This window comes from Streptococcus oralis, assembly GCF_019334565.1.
Classification (GTDB): domain Bacteria; phylum Bacillota; class Bacilli; order Lactobacillales; family Streptococcaceae; genus Streptococcus; species Streptococcus oralis_CR.
This window is the reverse complement of record NZ_CP079724.1, coordinates 1,663,242-1,678,319: the sequence shown is the minus strand read 5'-3', so window position 1 is coordinate 1,678,319 and position 15,078 is coordinate 1,663,242. Positions and strand designations below refer to the sequence as shown.

The window sequence follows — 15,078 nt, the reverse complement described above, 5'->3', positions numbered from 1 at the left end:
CCTGCGATTTTTTCAAAAAAATTCGAATAGATAAGTAGGAGGAAACATGAAAGCAGAAATTATTGCTGTCGGAACAGAAATTTTAACAGGGCAGATTGTCAATACCAATGCTCAGTTTTTATCAGAGAAACTAGCCGAAATCGGGGTAGATGTCTATTTCCAAACTGCTGTTGGAGATAATGAAGCTCGTCTTTTGTCCTTGCTGGAGATTGCGAGCCAACGTAGTAATCTTGTGATTTTGACAGGGGGCTTGGGACCAACTGAGGATGATTTGACCAAACAAACCCTGGCAAAATTTTTAGGAAAAGATCTAGTGTTTGACCCTCAAGCGCAAGAGAAACTGGATATTTTCTTTGCTCATAGACCTGACTATGCTCGGACACCGAATAATGAGCGCCAAGCCCAAATTGTAGAAGGGGCGACTCCACTGCCAAATGAGACAGGTTTAGCAGTAGGAGGGGTGTCGGAAGTGGATGGCGTGACCTACGTGGTCCTCCCGGGACCACCTAGTGAATTGAAACCTATGGTCTTAAATCAACTCTTACCTAAGTTAATGACTGGTACCAAGTTATACTCACGTGTGCTCCGTTTCTTTGGAATTGGGGAGAGTCAGTTGGTGACCATTTTGGCGGATTTGATTGACCATCAAACCGATCCGACTTTGGCGCCGTATGCCAAAACAGGAGAAGTGACCTTGCGCTTGTCTACAAAAGCAGTTAGTCAAGAAAAGGCTGATCAAGCGCTGGATATCTTAGAAAATCAAATCTTGAGTCGCCAAACTTTCGAGGGAATTTCTTTACGAGACATCTGTTACGGATATGGGGAAGAAACCAGCCTCGCAAGTGTCGTTGTAGAAGAGCTAAAGAAGAGACAGAAAAGCATTACTGCGGCAGAAAGCTTGACGGCAGGTCTCTTTCAAGCGACATTAGCAGACTTTTCGGGCGTTTCAGCAATCTTTAATGGCGGTTTTGTCACTTACAGCCTAGAAGAAAAGTCCAAGATGTTGGATATTTCCGAGCAAGAGCTAAAAGAACACGGGGTTGTTTCTGAGTTTACGGCTCGAAAAATGGCAGAGCAGGCACGGATCAAGACTCAGTCTGATTATGGAGTCAGTCTGACAGGTGTAGCTGGGCCAGATAGCCTAGAGGGTCATCCAGCTGGTACAGTTTTTATTGGACTGGCACATGCCAAAGGGACAGAGGTGATCAAGGCTAATATCGCAGGACGGAGTCGAGCAGATGTCCGACATATTGCGGTCATGCATGCCTTTAACCTAGTTCGCAAGGCTTTATTAAGTGACTAAATTTTGGTATAATGAAAGATAGGTCTAAGGACCAGTAGAATATAGGAGAACAAAATGGCGAAAAAACCAACAAAAAAATTAGATGAAATTGGGAAAAAATTTGGAGCAGACCGTGAAAAAGCATTGAACGATGCTCTTAAATTGATCGAAAAAGACTTTGGTAAAGGCTCAATCATGCGCTTGGGTGAGCGCGCGGAGCAAAAAGTTCAAGTGATGAGCTCAGGCTCATTGGCTCTGGACATTGCTCTTGGTTCAGGTGGTTATCCTAAAGGACGTATCATCGAAATCTATGGACCAGAATCATCTGGTAAGACAACGGTTGCCCTTCACGCTGTTGCGCAAGCACAGAAAGAAGGTGGTATTGCAGCCTTTATCGATGCGGAACATGCTCTTGACCCAGCCTATGCTGCAGCCCTTGGTGTGAACATTGACGAATTGCTCTTGTCACAACCAGACTCAGGAGAGCAAGGTCTTGAAATTGCTGGAAAATTGATTGACTCAGGTGCAGTTGACCTTGTCGTTATCGACTCGGTTGCGGCCCTTGTACCTCGTGCGGAAATTGATGGGGATATTGGAGATAGTCACGTTGGTTTGCAAGCTCGTATGATGAGCCAGGCCATGCGTAAACTTGGTGCTTCTATCAATAAAACCAAAACAATTGCCATCTTTATCAACCAATTGCGTGAAAAAGTTGGAGTCATGTTTGGAAATCCAGAAACAACACCTGGTGGACGTGCTTTGAAATTCTACGCTTCAGTCCGTTTGGATGTTCGTGGAAGCACACAAATCAAGGGAACTGGTGATCAAAAAGATACCAATGTCGGTAAGGAAACCAAGATCAAGGTCGTGAAAAACAAGGTAGCTCCACCATTTAAGGAAGCCTTTGTTGAAATCATGTACGGAGAAGGAATTTCTAAGACTGGTGAGCTCTTGAAGATTGCAAGTGATCTCGATATCATCCAAAAAGCGGGAGCATGGTACTCTTACAAGGGTGAAAAAATCGGACAAGGATCTGAAAATGCTAAGAAATACTTGGCGGATCACCCAGAAATCTTTGATGCCATTGACCACCAAGTCCGTGTTCAATATGGTTTGATTGAAGATGAAGAAAGAACAACTCCTACCTCTGTTGCAGAAGATTTAGCACCTAACCAAGAAGTAACACTTGACCTAGGCGACGGACTCGAAATCGAAATTGAAGATTAAAAATAAAAGCGGAGAAGTCTTTCTCTGCTTTTTATGTTTAAATATTAAGTCTCCATAAGCTTCAAAAGCGTAATAAAAGAGTATTTAATCAAAAAAATTAAATCATTCTATAAAAAGGAGACTACTATAATGGAAAAACGCCTTGTTCGAAACGTACAAGACAAAAAGATTGCTGGTGTTTGTGCTGGTATCGGTGACTACTTTAACATGGACCACACACTTGTTCGTGCACTTTGGATTATCTTCACCCTACTTGGTGGTTCTGGAATCTTAGCTTATGCTATTCTCTACTTCCTTCTTCCGGAAGGCAATGCAGAAGCTTAAGCCATAGAGAGAATAAAAGTTTATTCTGATCAGTTGAAAATAAAAAATGCATGTAATCGTAGATTACATGCATTTTTATATGTAGCTTCTATCGAAAAAGAGAGGTTCTTCACTGGATGGATAAGTCCTGTTTAATGGTCACTAAAACGACGATACTCTATATGAAAGTCAAAATAATGTTCATTCTGTAGCTTTTGGAAGATGTCGCGATAGGCTTCTTCGTCAAAATAGTCGCCACGGTAGAGAATTTCAAAACTCAAACCTTCGTACTCTAGAAAAGCATTGGCTGTTTTGAAACCATTTTGGCGGTAGAAGTCCATGCGTGCCTTTCTCTGCTCCAAGTTATCGCATTCTTCGTCCAATCGCTCGACTTCCAATAACATGGTTCGCTGGTAAAAATCAGTCAGCTTTTCGATGATTTCTTTTCCATATCCGTGGCTTCTCAAGTGGGGCATGATGGCAAAAAAGCTGATATAAAAAGCTTTTTGATTGGAGATGGCAAAAGCAAAGCCGACAAACTCTTCTTGGTTATAAAAGGCAAAAAAGTGAGCGTCTTCTCGGTCCTGATAGCGCAAGAACTCGGATAGAGGGACTCGTTCTTCCTTGGGGAAAGCTTCCTTGTTTAGCTTTTCAACCTTATCCAGATCGGGAAATGCATCGGTTATTAATTGACTGGTCAAATTCATAAATGACCTCCTTTTCTTGATTATAGCAAATTGTCTCTCTGTAAGCAATTGATTGCAAACTTAGTGATAGAGCCTTGTCGCTCCTTTAGAAAGCTGATATAATAGCTTTATGAATAAGAAACGATCCGTGGACTTGATACATGGTCCTATTCTTCCTGCGCTGTTAAGCTTTGCCTTTCCAATCTTGCTGTCAAATATTTTCCAACAGCTCTATAATACAGCTGACGTCTTGATTGTTGGACGATTTCTTGGTCAAGATTCCTTGGCAGCAGTAGGGGCGACAACTGCCATTTTTGACTTGATTATAGGCTTTACGCTTGGTGTTGGCAATGGCATGGGGATCGTCATTGCCCGCTATTATGGGGCTCGGAATTTTACAAAGATCAAGGAAGCAGTAGCAGCTACCTGGATTTTAGGTGCTCTTTTGAGCATTGTGGTCATGCTGATGGGATTTGTCGGTCTGTATCCACTCTTGCAATATTTAGATACTCCTGCAGAAATCCTTCCTCAGTCCTATCAATATATTTCTATGATTGTGACCTGTGTAGGCGTCAGCTTTGCCTATAATCTCTTTGCAGGTTTGTTGCGGTCCATTGGAGACAGTCTAGCAGCTCTTGGATTTCTGATTTTTTCTGCCTTGGTCAATGTGGTTCTGGATCTCTATTTCATTACGCAACTGCATCTGGGAGTTCAATCTGCGGGGCTTGCTACCATCATCTCGCAAGGCTTATCAGCTGTTCTCTGCTTTTATTATATCCGTAAGAGTGTTCCAGAACTGCTTCCTCAACTCAAGCATTTTAAATGGGACAAGGCCTTGTACGCGGATCTTTTAGAGCAAGGTTTGGCTATGGGTTTGATGAGTTCCATTGTGTCTATCGGTAGTGTGATTTTACAATCTTCGGTCAATACTTTTGGAGCTATGATTATTAGTGCCCAAACAGCAGCTCGACGCATTATGGCTTTTGCTCTCCTTCCGATGACTGCTATTTCTTCTGCTATGACGACCTTTGCCTCTCAAAATCTCGGGGCCAAGCGACCAGACCGCATTGTTCAAGGACTTGGTATTGGGAGTCGCCTGAGCATGTCCTGGGCAGGTTTTGTTTGTATCTTCCTCTTTTTTGCCAGTCCTAGTTTGGTTTCTTTCTTGGCCAGTTCGACAGATACTTACTTGGTAGAAAATGGTAGCCTCTACCTGCAAATCAGTTCAGTCTTTTATCCGATTTTGAGCCTCTTGCTGATTTATCGTAATTGCTTGCAGGGCTTGGGGCAGAAAGTCCTTCCTCTAGTTTCCAGCTTTATAGAACTCATCGGGAAAATCGTTTTTGTGGTTTTGATTATCCCTTGGGCAGGCTATAGGGGGGTTATCCTTTGTGAACCCCTTATCTGGGTTGCCATGACTACACAACTGTACTTTTCACTTTTCCGCCATCCCCTGATAAAAGAAGGCAAGGCAATCTTGGCAGCCAAAGGACAATACTAGCTGGGTTTGCTGAACAAAATCCATTTCCTCTAGTGAAAATCGAAAAAACTTGTGTTATAATAAGAAAGATTAAAATGTGAAAAAAGGAGATTCCTAATGGGACGTAAATGGGCCAATATCGTAGCCAAGAAAACGGCTAAAGATGGAGCTAACTCTAAAGTATATGCAAAATTTGGTGTAGAAATCTATGTAGCAGCTAAAAAAGGGGATCCAGACCCAGAATCAAACACTGCTTTGAAATTCGTTATCGACCGTGCGAAACAAGCCCAAGTGCCGAAACACGTTATCGATAAAGCGATTGATAAAGCAAAAGGAAACACAGACGAAACCTTTACAGAAGGACGTTACGAAGGATTTGGACCAAATGGTTCTATGTTGATTGTGGATACCTTGACTTCAAACGTCAACCGTACCGCAGCTAATGTCCGTGCAGCTTTTGGTAAAAACGGCGGAAACATGGGTGCTTCAGGTTCGGTTTCTTACCTCTTTGACAACAAGGGTGTGATCGTATTTGCTGGTGAAGATGCGGATGCCATCTTTGAACTCTTGCTCGAAGCAGATGTGGATGTGGACGATGTAGAAGCAGAAGAAGGAACAATTACTGTTTACACTGCTCCAACAGATCTCCACAAGGCTATCGTTGCCCTTCGTGAGTCTGGCATCGAAGAATTCCAAGTGACTGAATTGGAAATGATTCCTCAGTCTGAAGTGGAATTGTCAGGCGAAGACCTTGAAACCTTTGAAAAACTTTACAGCGTCCTTGAAGACGACGAAGATGTACAAAAGATCTACACAAACGTAGATGGATTCTAATAGAAAAACGAACAGTTTTACTAGCTGTTCTTTTTTTTTGATATTAGAACTTAGACTCTGCTTTCAGAGTCGTTTTGTTGCTTGCTTTTTCCTTGACTCAGACCGACTGCATGTTTTTGGACGAGCAGGAGCTGTCCATTTTCCTGTTTTGCAAAAGTTAAGGTAACAGTCTTGATCTTGTCACCAATGGAGATATAGGTGATTTTTCTCGTATCGTACCCTCCGATAGTGGAGTCAAACTCGGAGTCTGGTAGTCCGTGTTTTTTGATAATATCCTTGTAGTTGGTACCACCTTTTCCTTTGTTGTCAAGGTCACCTTCGATTAAGGCGTCAAACTCTTTTTGGGTCCAGGTGAAGGTGTCGTCTTCTTCCTCCTCAGGGATGGAATAGGCGCTATCATCTGTCAAGTCGCTTTCTTCTTCGCGCTCCATTGAGGCACTTGCCTCGCTGTAGGAACGGTTAAACTCCCTGACAAACTCTTTGTAGACATTAGCGTACAGTACTTGGGTCGTAAAGAAAAGTACAACAGAGGCAACTGCCAGGGATGTTCCGATAATGGCCATTGTTTTTCGTTTTTTGAGGTTGACGATAAGGCCGATAATCCCCAAGATAAATGCGACAATGGCGATGAAAAATGATAGATAGTTAATAAACGGGATCCAGGATCCTAAAAGTGCGATGGCTCCAAAAATGGTTGCTAAGATTCCTAAAACTCTTTGTTCTTCTGGTTTCATTTGAACGTTTTCTCCCTTCATCGAGTGAATGGATTTCTATCCACTGTAGTTAGTGCTTATTATAGAAAAAATATTGCCTAATGTCAATTTAAACTAAAATAGTTCTCTTGGAAACTTTTTTTCTTGACATCTTTTCTGAAAATGATAAAATAGTTCTCATGGAAACTAATATAGTTCTTGTGAGAACTATATTTATCGTAAGAAAGGAGCAATCATGGACAAGCCGATGTTGATTTTTAAACGCTTTGGGCACCAGGTTCACCTGATGGTACAGAAAGAAGCCAAGCGTTGCGGCATTGAATTTATGGGTGGACCGCAAGGGCAAGTTCTGCGTTTTTTAGATCATTGTGAGCAAAAAGAGGAACTGGTCCTGATTAAAGATATCGAGCAGGAACTCAATATTACCAAATCTGTGGCGAGTAATTTAGTCAAGCGCATGGTGCAAAATGGTTTGGTTGAGCTAGAGGCGAGCCCGAGTGATAAGCGGGCAAAGTTTGTTCGCTTGACGGATAAATCGCGTTCGCAGATGCAAGAAGTTAAGGCTTTTTTTGATCGGATTGATCAGAGTCTGCTAGACGGGGTTTCAAAGTCAGACTTAGCAATCTTTGAAAAGGTACTCGGGCAATTGCAAGCAAATGTTGAGAAGATAGGAGGAGAGAATGAAGAAACTCGCTAAACGTATTACAGGAAAAGAGTGGGGAATGATCGTCCTTACGATTCTGTTCACTTGTTTCTCGGTCTATCTCGAGTTAGAGGTGCCGACTTATATTTCGCAAATTACAGAATTACTGGGAACGTCTGGAACGCAGTTGGGTGAACTCTGGTCACCAGCTGCGAAGATGATTGGTTTGTCTTTATTGGCTTTCTTTTCATCTGTTATGGTTGGTTTCTTTGCCGCTCGTGTTGCAGCATCCTATACAACCCATCTACGCACTGACGTATTTCATCGTGTTTTAGATTTTTCGCAGACAGAGATCAAGCGCTTTTCAATCCCAAGTCTTTTGACTCGGACGACCAATGATATTACCCAGGTACAGATGCTCTTTACCATGGGCTTGCAAGTGGTTACTCGTGGGCCGATTATGGCTATCTGGGCCATTGGAAAAATCCTTGGGAAATCGGAATACTGGCTCTGGGCGGTCGTTGTGGCTGTTATTGTGAATGTCTTGATGACCACTGTTCTTATGACTCTGGCCTTTCCAAAACAATCTGTCATCCAAAAATTGACAGATAAACTCAATAGTATCACTCGTGAAAGTTTGACGGGGATTCGAGTTGTTCGTGCATACAATGCGGAAGATTACCAAGATAAGAAATTTGAAGCTGCCAACGACGAGGTAACACGTCTCAATCTCTTTGTCAATCGATTGATGGCCATTATGAACCCGATCATGATGGCAATTTCGAGCGGATTGAGTTTAGCCATTTACTGGATTGGTGCCTATATCATCAACGATGCAAGTTTGACAGAACGTCTGCCACTCTTTAGTGATATGGTGGTCTTCATGTCCTATGCTATGCAGGTCGTGATGGGCTTCCTTCTCATGGGAGCACTCTTTATCGTTCTTCCTCGTACCTTGGTTTCGGCAGGACGTATCAATCAAGTATTGGATCTGCATTCTTCTATTGAAAATCCTAGTCATACACAGACAGCGGATCCTTCAGTTCAAGGACAAGTGGAATTCCGTGATGTGACTTTCCGCTACTCTAAAAACTCAGAAGCAGTCGTGGAACATGTCACTTTCAAAGCAGAAGCGGGTCAAACCGTAGCCTTCATCGGATCGACTGGATCAGGTAAGTCTACGCTTGTCAACCTCTTGCCACGTTTTTACGACGTTTCAGATGGACAAATCCTAGTGGATGGTGTCAATGTGCAAGATTACGACTTGGAAGACTTGCGTAATAAGGTCGGCTATATTCCACAAAAAGCAGTCCTCTTCTCAGGGGATGTCAAGGGGAACTTGGACTTTGGTAAGAGCAAAGAAACTCCTCTAAGCGAAGCTGCTATGTGGCAAGCCCTTGAATTGGCCCAGTCTAAAGCATTTATCGAGGACAAGGAAGCAGGTCTTGCATCAGAAGTAGCCCAAGGTGGAACCAACTTCTCAGGAGGTCAAAGACAGCGTTTGGCCATTGCGCGTGCCTTGGCTCGTAAACCAGAGATTCTCATCTTTGATGATTCCTTCTCAGCCTTGGACTACAAGACAGATCGTGTCCTACGCCAAGAGCTAGCCGAGAAAACAAAATCCATGACCAAGATCATCGTAGCGCAACGGATTTCTACCATTATGGACGCCGACCTGATCTTAGTTTTGGATCAAGGTAAAGTCGTGGGACAAGGCACCCACAAGGAACTTCTTGCAACCAACGAAGTCTACCAAGAAATTGCCTACTCACAACTATCGAAGGAGGAATTGGAACATGGAAAATAAAAAAGTTTCGGTCTGGAAACAGTGCAAACCTTATATGGCAGGCCTCCAACTTCCTCTCCTAATAGCAGTTGTGGCTGCAGTCATTTCAAGCATCATTACCGTTTATGGTCCAACTAAGATTAAAGAAATTACTAACTTGATTTCAGATGGCTTGGCTACAGAAATCGACTTGGTAGCTGTGTCAAACATTGCTGGATTTTTGGTTGTCCTATATGTGTTTGGAGCTATCCTTAATTATACACAGGCCTATATATTTTCAACGAGTATCCAACATTTTTCAAAACGCTTGCGGACGGCTATCGCTGAAAAAATCAATCGTTTGCCACTTGGCTATTTTGACCGTCATTCACAAGGAGACACCCTTTCGCGCGTGACCAATGATGTGGATACAGCAGCGCAATCTCTCAACCAAAGTCTAGGGACAGTTCTTTCAGCTAGTTTCTTGTTGATTGCTGTCTTGGTGACCATGTTTGGGATGAACTGGATTTTAGCTCTCGTAACAGTGGTCTCTACGCTTGTTGGTTTTGCGGCGGTTTCCGTAATCATGGCCAAGTCACAGGGTTATTTTAAAGCCCAACAAAATAATCTAGCAGCCGTCAATGGTTATGTGGAAGAGATGTACTCTGGCCATAATGTAGTGACCAGCTACAACGCAGTAGACACCTCCAAAGCGAGATTTGCAGGGTTAAACCAAGACTTGCATGACAGTATCTGGAAATCTCAATTTATCTCTGGTATCATGATGCCAGCCATGTTCTTTGTTGGGAACTTTAGTTATGTCTTAGTCATCATCGTTGGGGCCGCGCTGGCGTTAGAAGGGCATATCACTATAGGGATTATCGTAGCCTTTATGGTTTACGTACGGACCTTCTCCCAACCTCTGTCACAGATTGCCCAAGGGATTACGAGCCTGCAACAAGCGAGTGCAGCCATGACTCGTGTATTAGAATTTCTAGCTGAAGCTGAGATGCAGGATGAATCTCATAAGGAGAGACAATTGAGCGACATGAAAGGGGAAGTAGTCTTTGATCACGTGTCCTTTGGCTATACACCAGAGCGCACCATCATCCATGATTTTTCTGCGACAGCTCATGCAGGTCAAAAGGTCGCAATCGTTGGACCGACTGGGGCTGGGAAGACAACCATTGTCAATCTTTTGATGAAGTTCTATGAGCTAGATAAGGGAAGTATCCGCATTGATGGTGTGGATACCAAGGACATGAAGCGCTCTGAAGTGCACGATGCCTTTTCAATGGTCTTGCAGGATACTTGGCTCTTTGAAGGAACCATTCGTGATAATCTCATCTACAACCAAACAGGGATTAGTGATGAACGAATGATTGAAGCAGCAAAAGCAGTAGGAATCCACCACTTTATCATGACCCTACCAGATGGATACGATACTATTTTAGATGATACAGTGACCTTGTCAGTCGGACAGAGACAGCTCTTAACCATTGCTCGTGCCCTTATCAAAGATGCACCACTCTTGATTTTGGATGAAGCGACATCCTCAGTCGACACACGTACAGAGGAGTTGATTCAAAAAGCCATGGACCGTTTGATGGAAGGTCGAACTTCCTTTGTCATCGCCCACCGCTTGTCAACCATCCGAAATGCAGACTTGATCTTGGTCATGAAAGATGGAAATATCATCGAACAAGGCAATCATGAAGAACTCATGGCTCAAGGTGGTTTCTATGCGGATCTCTATAATAGTCAGTTTACAGAAGACGAAGCAGAAGAATAAATCAAAAGAAGGCTTGACGGCCTTCTTTTTCTGCACTATACTAGAAGACAAACGTCTCACCTGTAGACGAAAACAAAGTAATGAATGAGAAGTATAAATGAAAAATTATCAAGAATGGTATCGAAATATCAGCTCTAGGCTCACCAGCCATCCCACCCTTCTATTTCTGTTACGCAGTTTCAATCGTTTGATGACAGTCGCCATGCCTCTGGTCTATTTGACCTTGCTAGTCACTACTTATCTGCAGCTAGGACTTGGGAAGCAAGTTGTGGTCTATTTGCTTGTCCCCGCTACAGGTTTTGTGATCTTGTCCCTTTTTCGTAAGAAAATCAATCATCCGCGTCCCTACGAAACTTGGGATATCCGTCCCCTGCTTGAAAAAGATAGTTCGGGACAGTCGATGCCTAGTCGCCATGTCTTTTCAGCAACTATCATCTCCATGGCCTGTTTCCATGCTTGGACTTTGATCGGAATGATCTTTCTTATTTGCTCAGGACTCTTAGCCTTGGTCCGAGTACTAGGTGGTGTTCATTATCCCAAGGATGTCTTGGTTGGCTATGCTTGTGGTCTCATGTGGGGGCTCCTTTTCTTCTTATTTTGACATGTAAGTTAAGCTAGTCCTACAACCACTTACTGCTTCAAAATGACCACTTGCTTTTTTGCCCTTGTATTCCTAACTTAGCTTTGATATAGTAGAGTCAGAAAGGAGATGTGATGAAGTTACGAATTGAGATTGACGGCAATTTAGAGGAGACTGAAATTGTCATCAAGACCCCCACTTTGACAGATGAAATTGCAGACTTGCAACGACTTTTGCAAGAGTCAAAGGCTCCGAGGTTGACTTTTTACAAGGGGACAGGTGAATATTATCTAGACCTGTCAGAAATTCTCTTCTTTGAAACAGAAGGGAGCAAGATCTACGCTCATAACCAGAAGGAAGCCTATGAAGTTCGTCTCAAACTTTATGAGTTGGAGTCTATCTTGCCTCGCTATTTTAGTCGAGTTTCCAAGTCAACGATCGCAAACATCCGTCAGATTTACTCAGTGGACAAGTCCTTTTCAGGAACGGGGACCATTTCCTTTTATCAGACGCACAAGGAGGTTCATGTCTCACGGCATTACCAATCCCTCCTAAAAGAAAATCTAAGAAACATGAGGTAAAAAAGATGAAAAAGAAAGCATTTGGTATTGTTTTATTGGTTTTAGCAGCTTGGATCTTGCTGCAAGGGAATTTTGGAATTCCTTCTTTGGATGGCAAGATATGGCCTTTACTAGGTATTGTTTTTTTTGCTTACCAATCAGTTGAAGCTTTGCTTCGTCGTCATCTAACATCAGCAGTTTTTACCGCTCTAGTAGCCTTAATGATTGCGAATCATTTTTATAACATTTTTCCTATTCCAAACCAGTCTTTGTTTTGGGCTAGTATCTTAGCAGTTCTAGGTGTCGGTTATCTTACTCACTCAAGTAAGTTCTGGAATGAAAAAAAATGGTGGTACAATGGGAAAAAAACAGTCGTCACGGATAAGGAAGTCGCTTTTGGTAGCGGGACCTTCTATAAACAGGATCAAGATCTCGTAGATGACCAAGTGGAAGTCGCTTTTGGGGATGCTAAAATCTACTATGATAATGCAGAGATGTTAGGTGATTTTGCGACTTTAAATATTGAAGTGGCTTTCGGGAATGCAACCGTCTATGTTCCACAACACTGGCGTGTCGATTTGAAAGTAGAAACATCCTTTGGTGCAGCTAAGGCAGACGCTCCTGTAGCACCAACAAACAAAACCTTGATTATCCGTGGAGAAGTCGCTTTTGGTAAACTTGGAGTTGTTTACGTTAAATAAAAAAATAGTTTAGGCCCTTGATAAATTCAAGAAAGTGTGATAACATAGTACGGTATGTGGTGCTAGCACATCCGCTATATTAGATCTAATAGGAGGAAAACACAATGGCTAAAGTATGTTACTTTACAGGTCGTAAGACTGTATCAGGAAACAACCGTTCACACGCGATGAACCAAACAAAACGTGCCGTAAAACCAAACCTTCAAAAAGTTACGGTTCTTATCGATGGTAAACCTAAAAAAGTTTGGGCTTCAGCTCGTGCTTTGAAATCAGGTAAAGTTGAACGCGTTTAATAAAAATGAAAAGACCGCTTAGGTCTTTTTCTTTTGCTCTAAGGATAAAATCATTTGAAAAATAGAGTAAATATCCGCCGATACAGCATTCTGCTTTTACACTTGGGCTGAAATATGATAAAATAGAGTATCAACTAGTTGAGGTAAAAAAAATGACTGTAAAAATTAATACAAAAGATGGTCAAATCGAACTGACAGATGAAGTGATTGCAACCGTAGTAGGTGGTGCCGCAACTGAGATTTTTGGTGTGGTCGGTATGGCTAGTAAAAATGCCCTCAAAGACAATTTCCAAGCCCTTCTTGGTAAGGAAAATTATTCTAAGGGTGTTGTTATAAAAGCAGCCGAAGATGGTAGCATTGCAGTTGATGTTTATACCGTATTGAGCTACGGAGTAAAGATAAGCGAAGTGTCAAAAAACATTCAAGAGCGTGTTCGTTTTAGTTTAGAAAATCAACTAGGAATTACTGCTCAGACTGTGAATGTCTACATTCAAAATATCAAAGTTGTAGGAGAATAATCGTGTCAAAAATTACTACCAGTTTATTCCAAGAGATGGTGCAGGCTGCATCAACTCGTTTGAATAAGCAAGCAGAATATGTCAATTCATTGAACGTCTTTCCAGTTCCAGATGGAGATACTGGGACAAACATGGGAATGACCATTGAAAATGGTGCCAAAGAAGTAGCAGACAAGCCTGCTTCTACTGTTGGAGAAGTAGCGAGCATTCTTGCTAAAGGTCTCTTGATGGGTGCGCGTGGGAACTCAGGGGTTATCACTTCTCAGCTCTTCCGTGGCTTCTCTCAGGCTATCAAGGAAAAAGATGAATTAACAGGTCAAGACTTGGCTCTTGCCTTCCAATCCGGTGTCGAAGTAGCTTATAAAGCGGTTATGAAACCAGTTGAAGGGACCATTTTGACTGTTTCTCGTGGAGCGGCTATTGGGGCTAAGAAAAAAGCCGAGGAGACAGATGATGCTGTTGAGGTCATGCGTGCAGCCTTGGAAGGCGCGAAAGCAGCTTTGGCTAAGACACCAGAAATGCTTCCAGTCCTTAAGGAAGTTGGTGTGGTAGACTCAGGTGGTCAAGGTTTGGTCTTCATCTACGAAGGATTCCTTTCAGCTCTTACTGGTGAATACAGTGCTTCTGAAGACTTTGTAGCGACTCCTGCTAACATGAGTGAAATGATCAATGCAGAGCACCACAAGTCTGTAGCAGGGCATGTGGCAACTGAGGATATTACCTTCGGTTACTGTACAGAGATCATGGTAGCCCTCAAACAAGGTCCAACTTATTCTAAGGACTTTGACTATGATGAATTCCGTAACTACTTGAATGACTTAGGCGACTCACTCCTTGTTGTCAACGATGATGAGATCGTCAAAGTTCACGTCCATACAGAAGATCCAGGTCTTGTCATGCAAGAAGGTCTCAAATATGGTAGCTTGATCAAGGTAAAAGTGGACAACATGCGTAACCAACACGAGGCGCAAGTTGAAAAAGAAGCAAGTCAAGGCAACAAGCCTGCTGAAACAAAAGAGTATGCCCTTATCGCAGTAGTAGCTGGTCAAGGTTTAGCAGATATCTTCCGTGCCCAAGGTGTGGATTATGTCATCGAAGGTGGTCAGACGATGAACCCTTCAACAGAAGACTTTATCAAGGCTGTTGAACAGGTCAATGCTCGCAACATTATCTTCTTGCCAAACAACAAAAATATCTTTATGGCAGCTCAGTCTGCGGCTGAAGTGCTTGAACAACCAGCTGTTGTGGTAGAAGCACGTACAATTCCTCAAGGATTGACCAGTCTTCTTGCCTTTGATCCAAGCAAATCAATCGAAGAAAACAAAGAACGCATGACTGCAGCCCTTGGTGATGTCATCAGCGGTAGTGTAACAACTGCCGTTCGTGATACAACTATCGATGGATTAGCAATTCATGAAAATGACAATCTTGGTATGGTAGATGGGAAAATCCTCGTGTCAAATCCTGACATGCACCAAACCTTGACTGAAACTTTGAAGCATATGTTGGACGAAGACAGTGAAATCGTGACTTTCTATGTCGGAGAAGACGGAAGCGAAGAACTTGCCAATGAAATTGCCCAAGAAATCGCAGAAGAATTTGAAGATGTTGAAGTTGAGATTCACCAAGGTCAACAACCTGTATATCCATATCTTTTCAGTGTGGAATAATCGTGAAAATTAAATGAAAACAACAGAAGGA

The 15,078-nt window shown here is 42.6% G+C and carries 16 protein-coding genes; 14 read left to right on the top strand and 2 right to left on the bottom strand.

Annotation, left to right across the window (positions count from 1 at the left end):
• The first annotated feature begins 46 nt into the window (after positions 1-46).
• The 3 genes from KX728_RS08085 (at position 47) to KX728_RS08075 (ending at position 2,833) form a co-directional block, all read left to right on the top strand.
• A complete protein-coding gene (locus tag KX728_RS08085) occupies positions 47-1,303 on the top strand; it encodes a competence/damage-inducible protein A (protein ID WP_000642672.1) in 1,257 nt (418 codons plus the stop codon).
• A gap of 54 nt (positions 1,304-1,357) precedes the next feature.
• A complete protein-coding gene (gene recA, locus KX728_RS08080) occupies positions 1,358-2,509 on the top strand; it encodes a recombinase RecA (RefSeq protein WP_001085520.1) in 1,152 nt (383 codons plus the stop codon).
• 129 nt (positions 2,510-2,638) lie between these two features.
• Positions 2,639-2,833 carry a PspC domain-containing protein gene (locus KX728_RS08075; RefSeq protein WP_000415527.1) on the top strand — a complete coding sequence of 65 codons (195 nt, stop codon included), beginning with the start codon at positions 2,639-2,641 and terminating at the stop codon, positions 2,831-2,833.
• Positions 2,834-2,964: 131 nt separating this feature from the next.
• On the opposite strand, the gene KX728_RS08070 is transcribed toward KX728_RS08075, so the two are convergent.
• The gene (locus KX728_RS08070; RefSeq protein ID WP_001054828.1) at positions 2,965-3,519 is read right to left on the bottom strand and encodes a GNAT family N-acetyltransferase; all 555 of its coding nucleotides are present in this window, start codon (positions 3,517-3,519) and stop codon (positions 2,965-2,967) included.
• Positions 3,520-3,628: 109 nt separating this feature from the next.
• On the opposite strand from KX728_RS08070, the gene KX728_RS08065 reads away from it, so the two are divergent.
• Both KX728_RS08065 and KX728_RS08060 read left to right on the top strand, forming a co-directional pair.
• Entirely contained in the window at positions 3,629-4,999 is a 1,371-nt protein-coding gene (locus KX728_RS08065) for an MATE family efflux transporter (RefSeq protein WP_215804319.1), read from the top strand.
• 96 nt (positions 5,000-5,095) lie between these two features.
• Positions 5,096-5,812 (top strand): YebC/PmpR family DNA-binding transcriptional regulator, encoded by a 717-nt coding sequence (locus KX728_RS08060; protein WP_000532891.1) that lies wholly within the window; start codon positions 5,096-5,098, stop codon positions 5,810-5,812.
• A gap of 50 nt (positions 5,813-5,862) precedes the next feature.
• Here KX728_RS08060 and KX728_RS08055 read toward each other — a convergent pair whose 3' ends face one another.
• Positions 5,863-6,567, bottom strand: coding sequence for a CD20-like domain-containing protein (locus tag KX728_RS08055; protein WP_215804320.1), 705 nt, complete (start codon positions 6,565-6,567; stop codon positions 5,863-5,865).
• 193 nt (positions 6,568-6,760) lie between these two features.
• Between KX728_RS08055 and KX728_RS08050 the strand changes: the two genes are divergently transcribed.
• The 9 genes from KX728_RS08050 to KX728_RS08010 all read left to right on the top strand — a co-directional run bounded on the left by KX728_RS08050 (position 6,761) and on the right by KX728_RS08010 (position 15,047).
• On the top strand, positions 6,761-7,222 hold the full coding sequence (locus KX728_RS08050) for a MarR family winged helix-turn-helix transcriptional regulator (RefSeq protein WP_215804321.1): 462 nt from the start codon (positions 6,761-6,763) through the stop codon (positions 7,220-7,222).
• Complete coding sequence (locus KX728_RS08045; RefSeq protein WP_000731807.1) at positions 7,206-8,975, top strand: ABC transporter ATP-binding protein; 1,770 nt, start codon at positions 7,206-7,208, stop codon at positions 8,973-8,975. The genes KX728_RS08050 and KX728_RS08045 overlap by 17 nt, the downstream gene beginning before the upstream one ends.
• A complete protein-coding gene (locus tag KX728_RS08040; RefSeq protein ID WP_000428384.1) occupies positions 8,965-10,725 on the top strand; it encodes an ABC transporter ATP-binding protein in 1,761 nt (586 codons plus the stop codon). The genes KX728_RS08045 and KX728_RS08040 overlap by 11 nt, the downstream gene beginning before the upstream one ends.
• A 97-nt stretch (positions 10,726-10,822) precedes the next feature.
• The gene (locus KX728_RS08035; RefSeq protein ID WP_000800936.1) at positions 10,823-11,326 is read left to right on the top strand and encodes a phosphatase PAP2 family protein; all 504 of its coding nucleotides are present in this window, start codon (positions 10,823-10,825) and stop codon (positions 11,324-11,326) included.
• 113 nt (positions 11,327-11,439) lie between these two features.
• Positions 11,440-11,886: a LytTR family DNA-binding domain-containing protein gene (locus KX728_RS08030; RefSeq protein WP_000776591.1), complete on the top strand. Its 447-nt coding sequence runs from the start codon at positions 11,440-11,442 to the stop codon at positions 11,884-11,886.
• Positions 11,887-11,891: 5 nt separating this feature from the next.
• Positions 11,892-12,566, top strand: a complete 675-nt coding sequence (locus tag KX728_RS08025) for a LiaF transmembrane domain-containing protein (RefSeq protein ID WP_000725755.1) — start codon at positions 11,892-11,894, stop codon at positions 12,564-12,566.
• 104 nt (positions 12,567-12,670) lie between these two features.
• Positions 12,671-12,859, top strand: a complete 189-nt coding sequence (gene rpmB / locus KX728_RS08020; protein WP_001140948.1) for a 50S ribosomal protein L28 — start codon at positions 12,671-12,673, stop codon at positions 12,857-12,859.
• A 152-nt stretch (positions 12,860-13,011) separates the two neighbouring features.
• Positions 13,012-13,377: an Asp23/Gls24 family envelope stress response protein gene (locus tag KX728_RS08015; RefSeq protein WP_000216434.1), complete on the top strand. Its 366-nt coding sequence runs from the start codon at positions 13,012-13,014 to the stop codon at positions 13,375-13,377.
• Between the two features lie 2 nt (positions 13,378-13,379).
• Positions 13,380-15,047: a DAK2 domain-containing protein gene (locus KX728_RS08010; RefSeq protein ID WP_139658960.1), complete on the top strand. Its 1,668-nt coding sequence runs from the start codon at positions 13,380-13,382 to the stop codon at positions 15,045-15,047.
• Positions 15,048-15,078 lie beyond the last annotated feature (31 nt).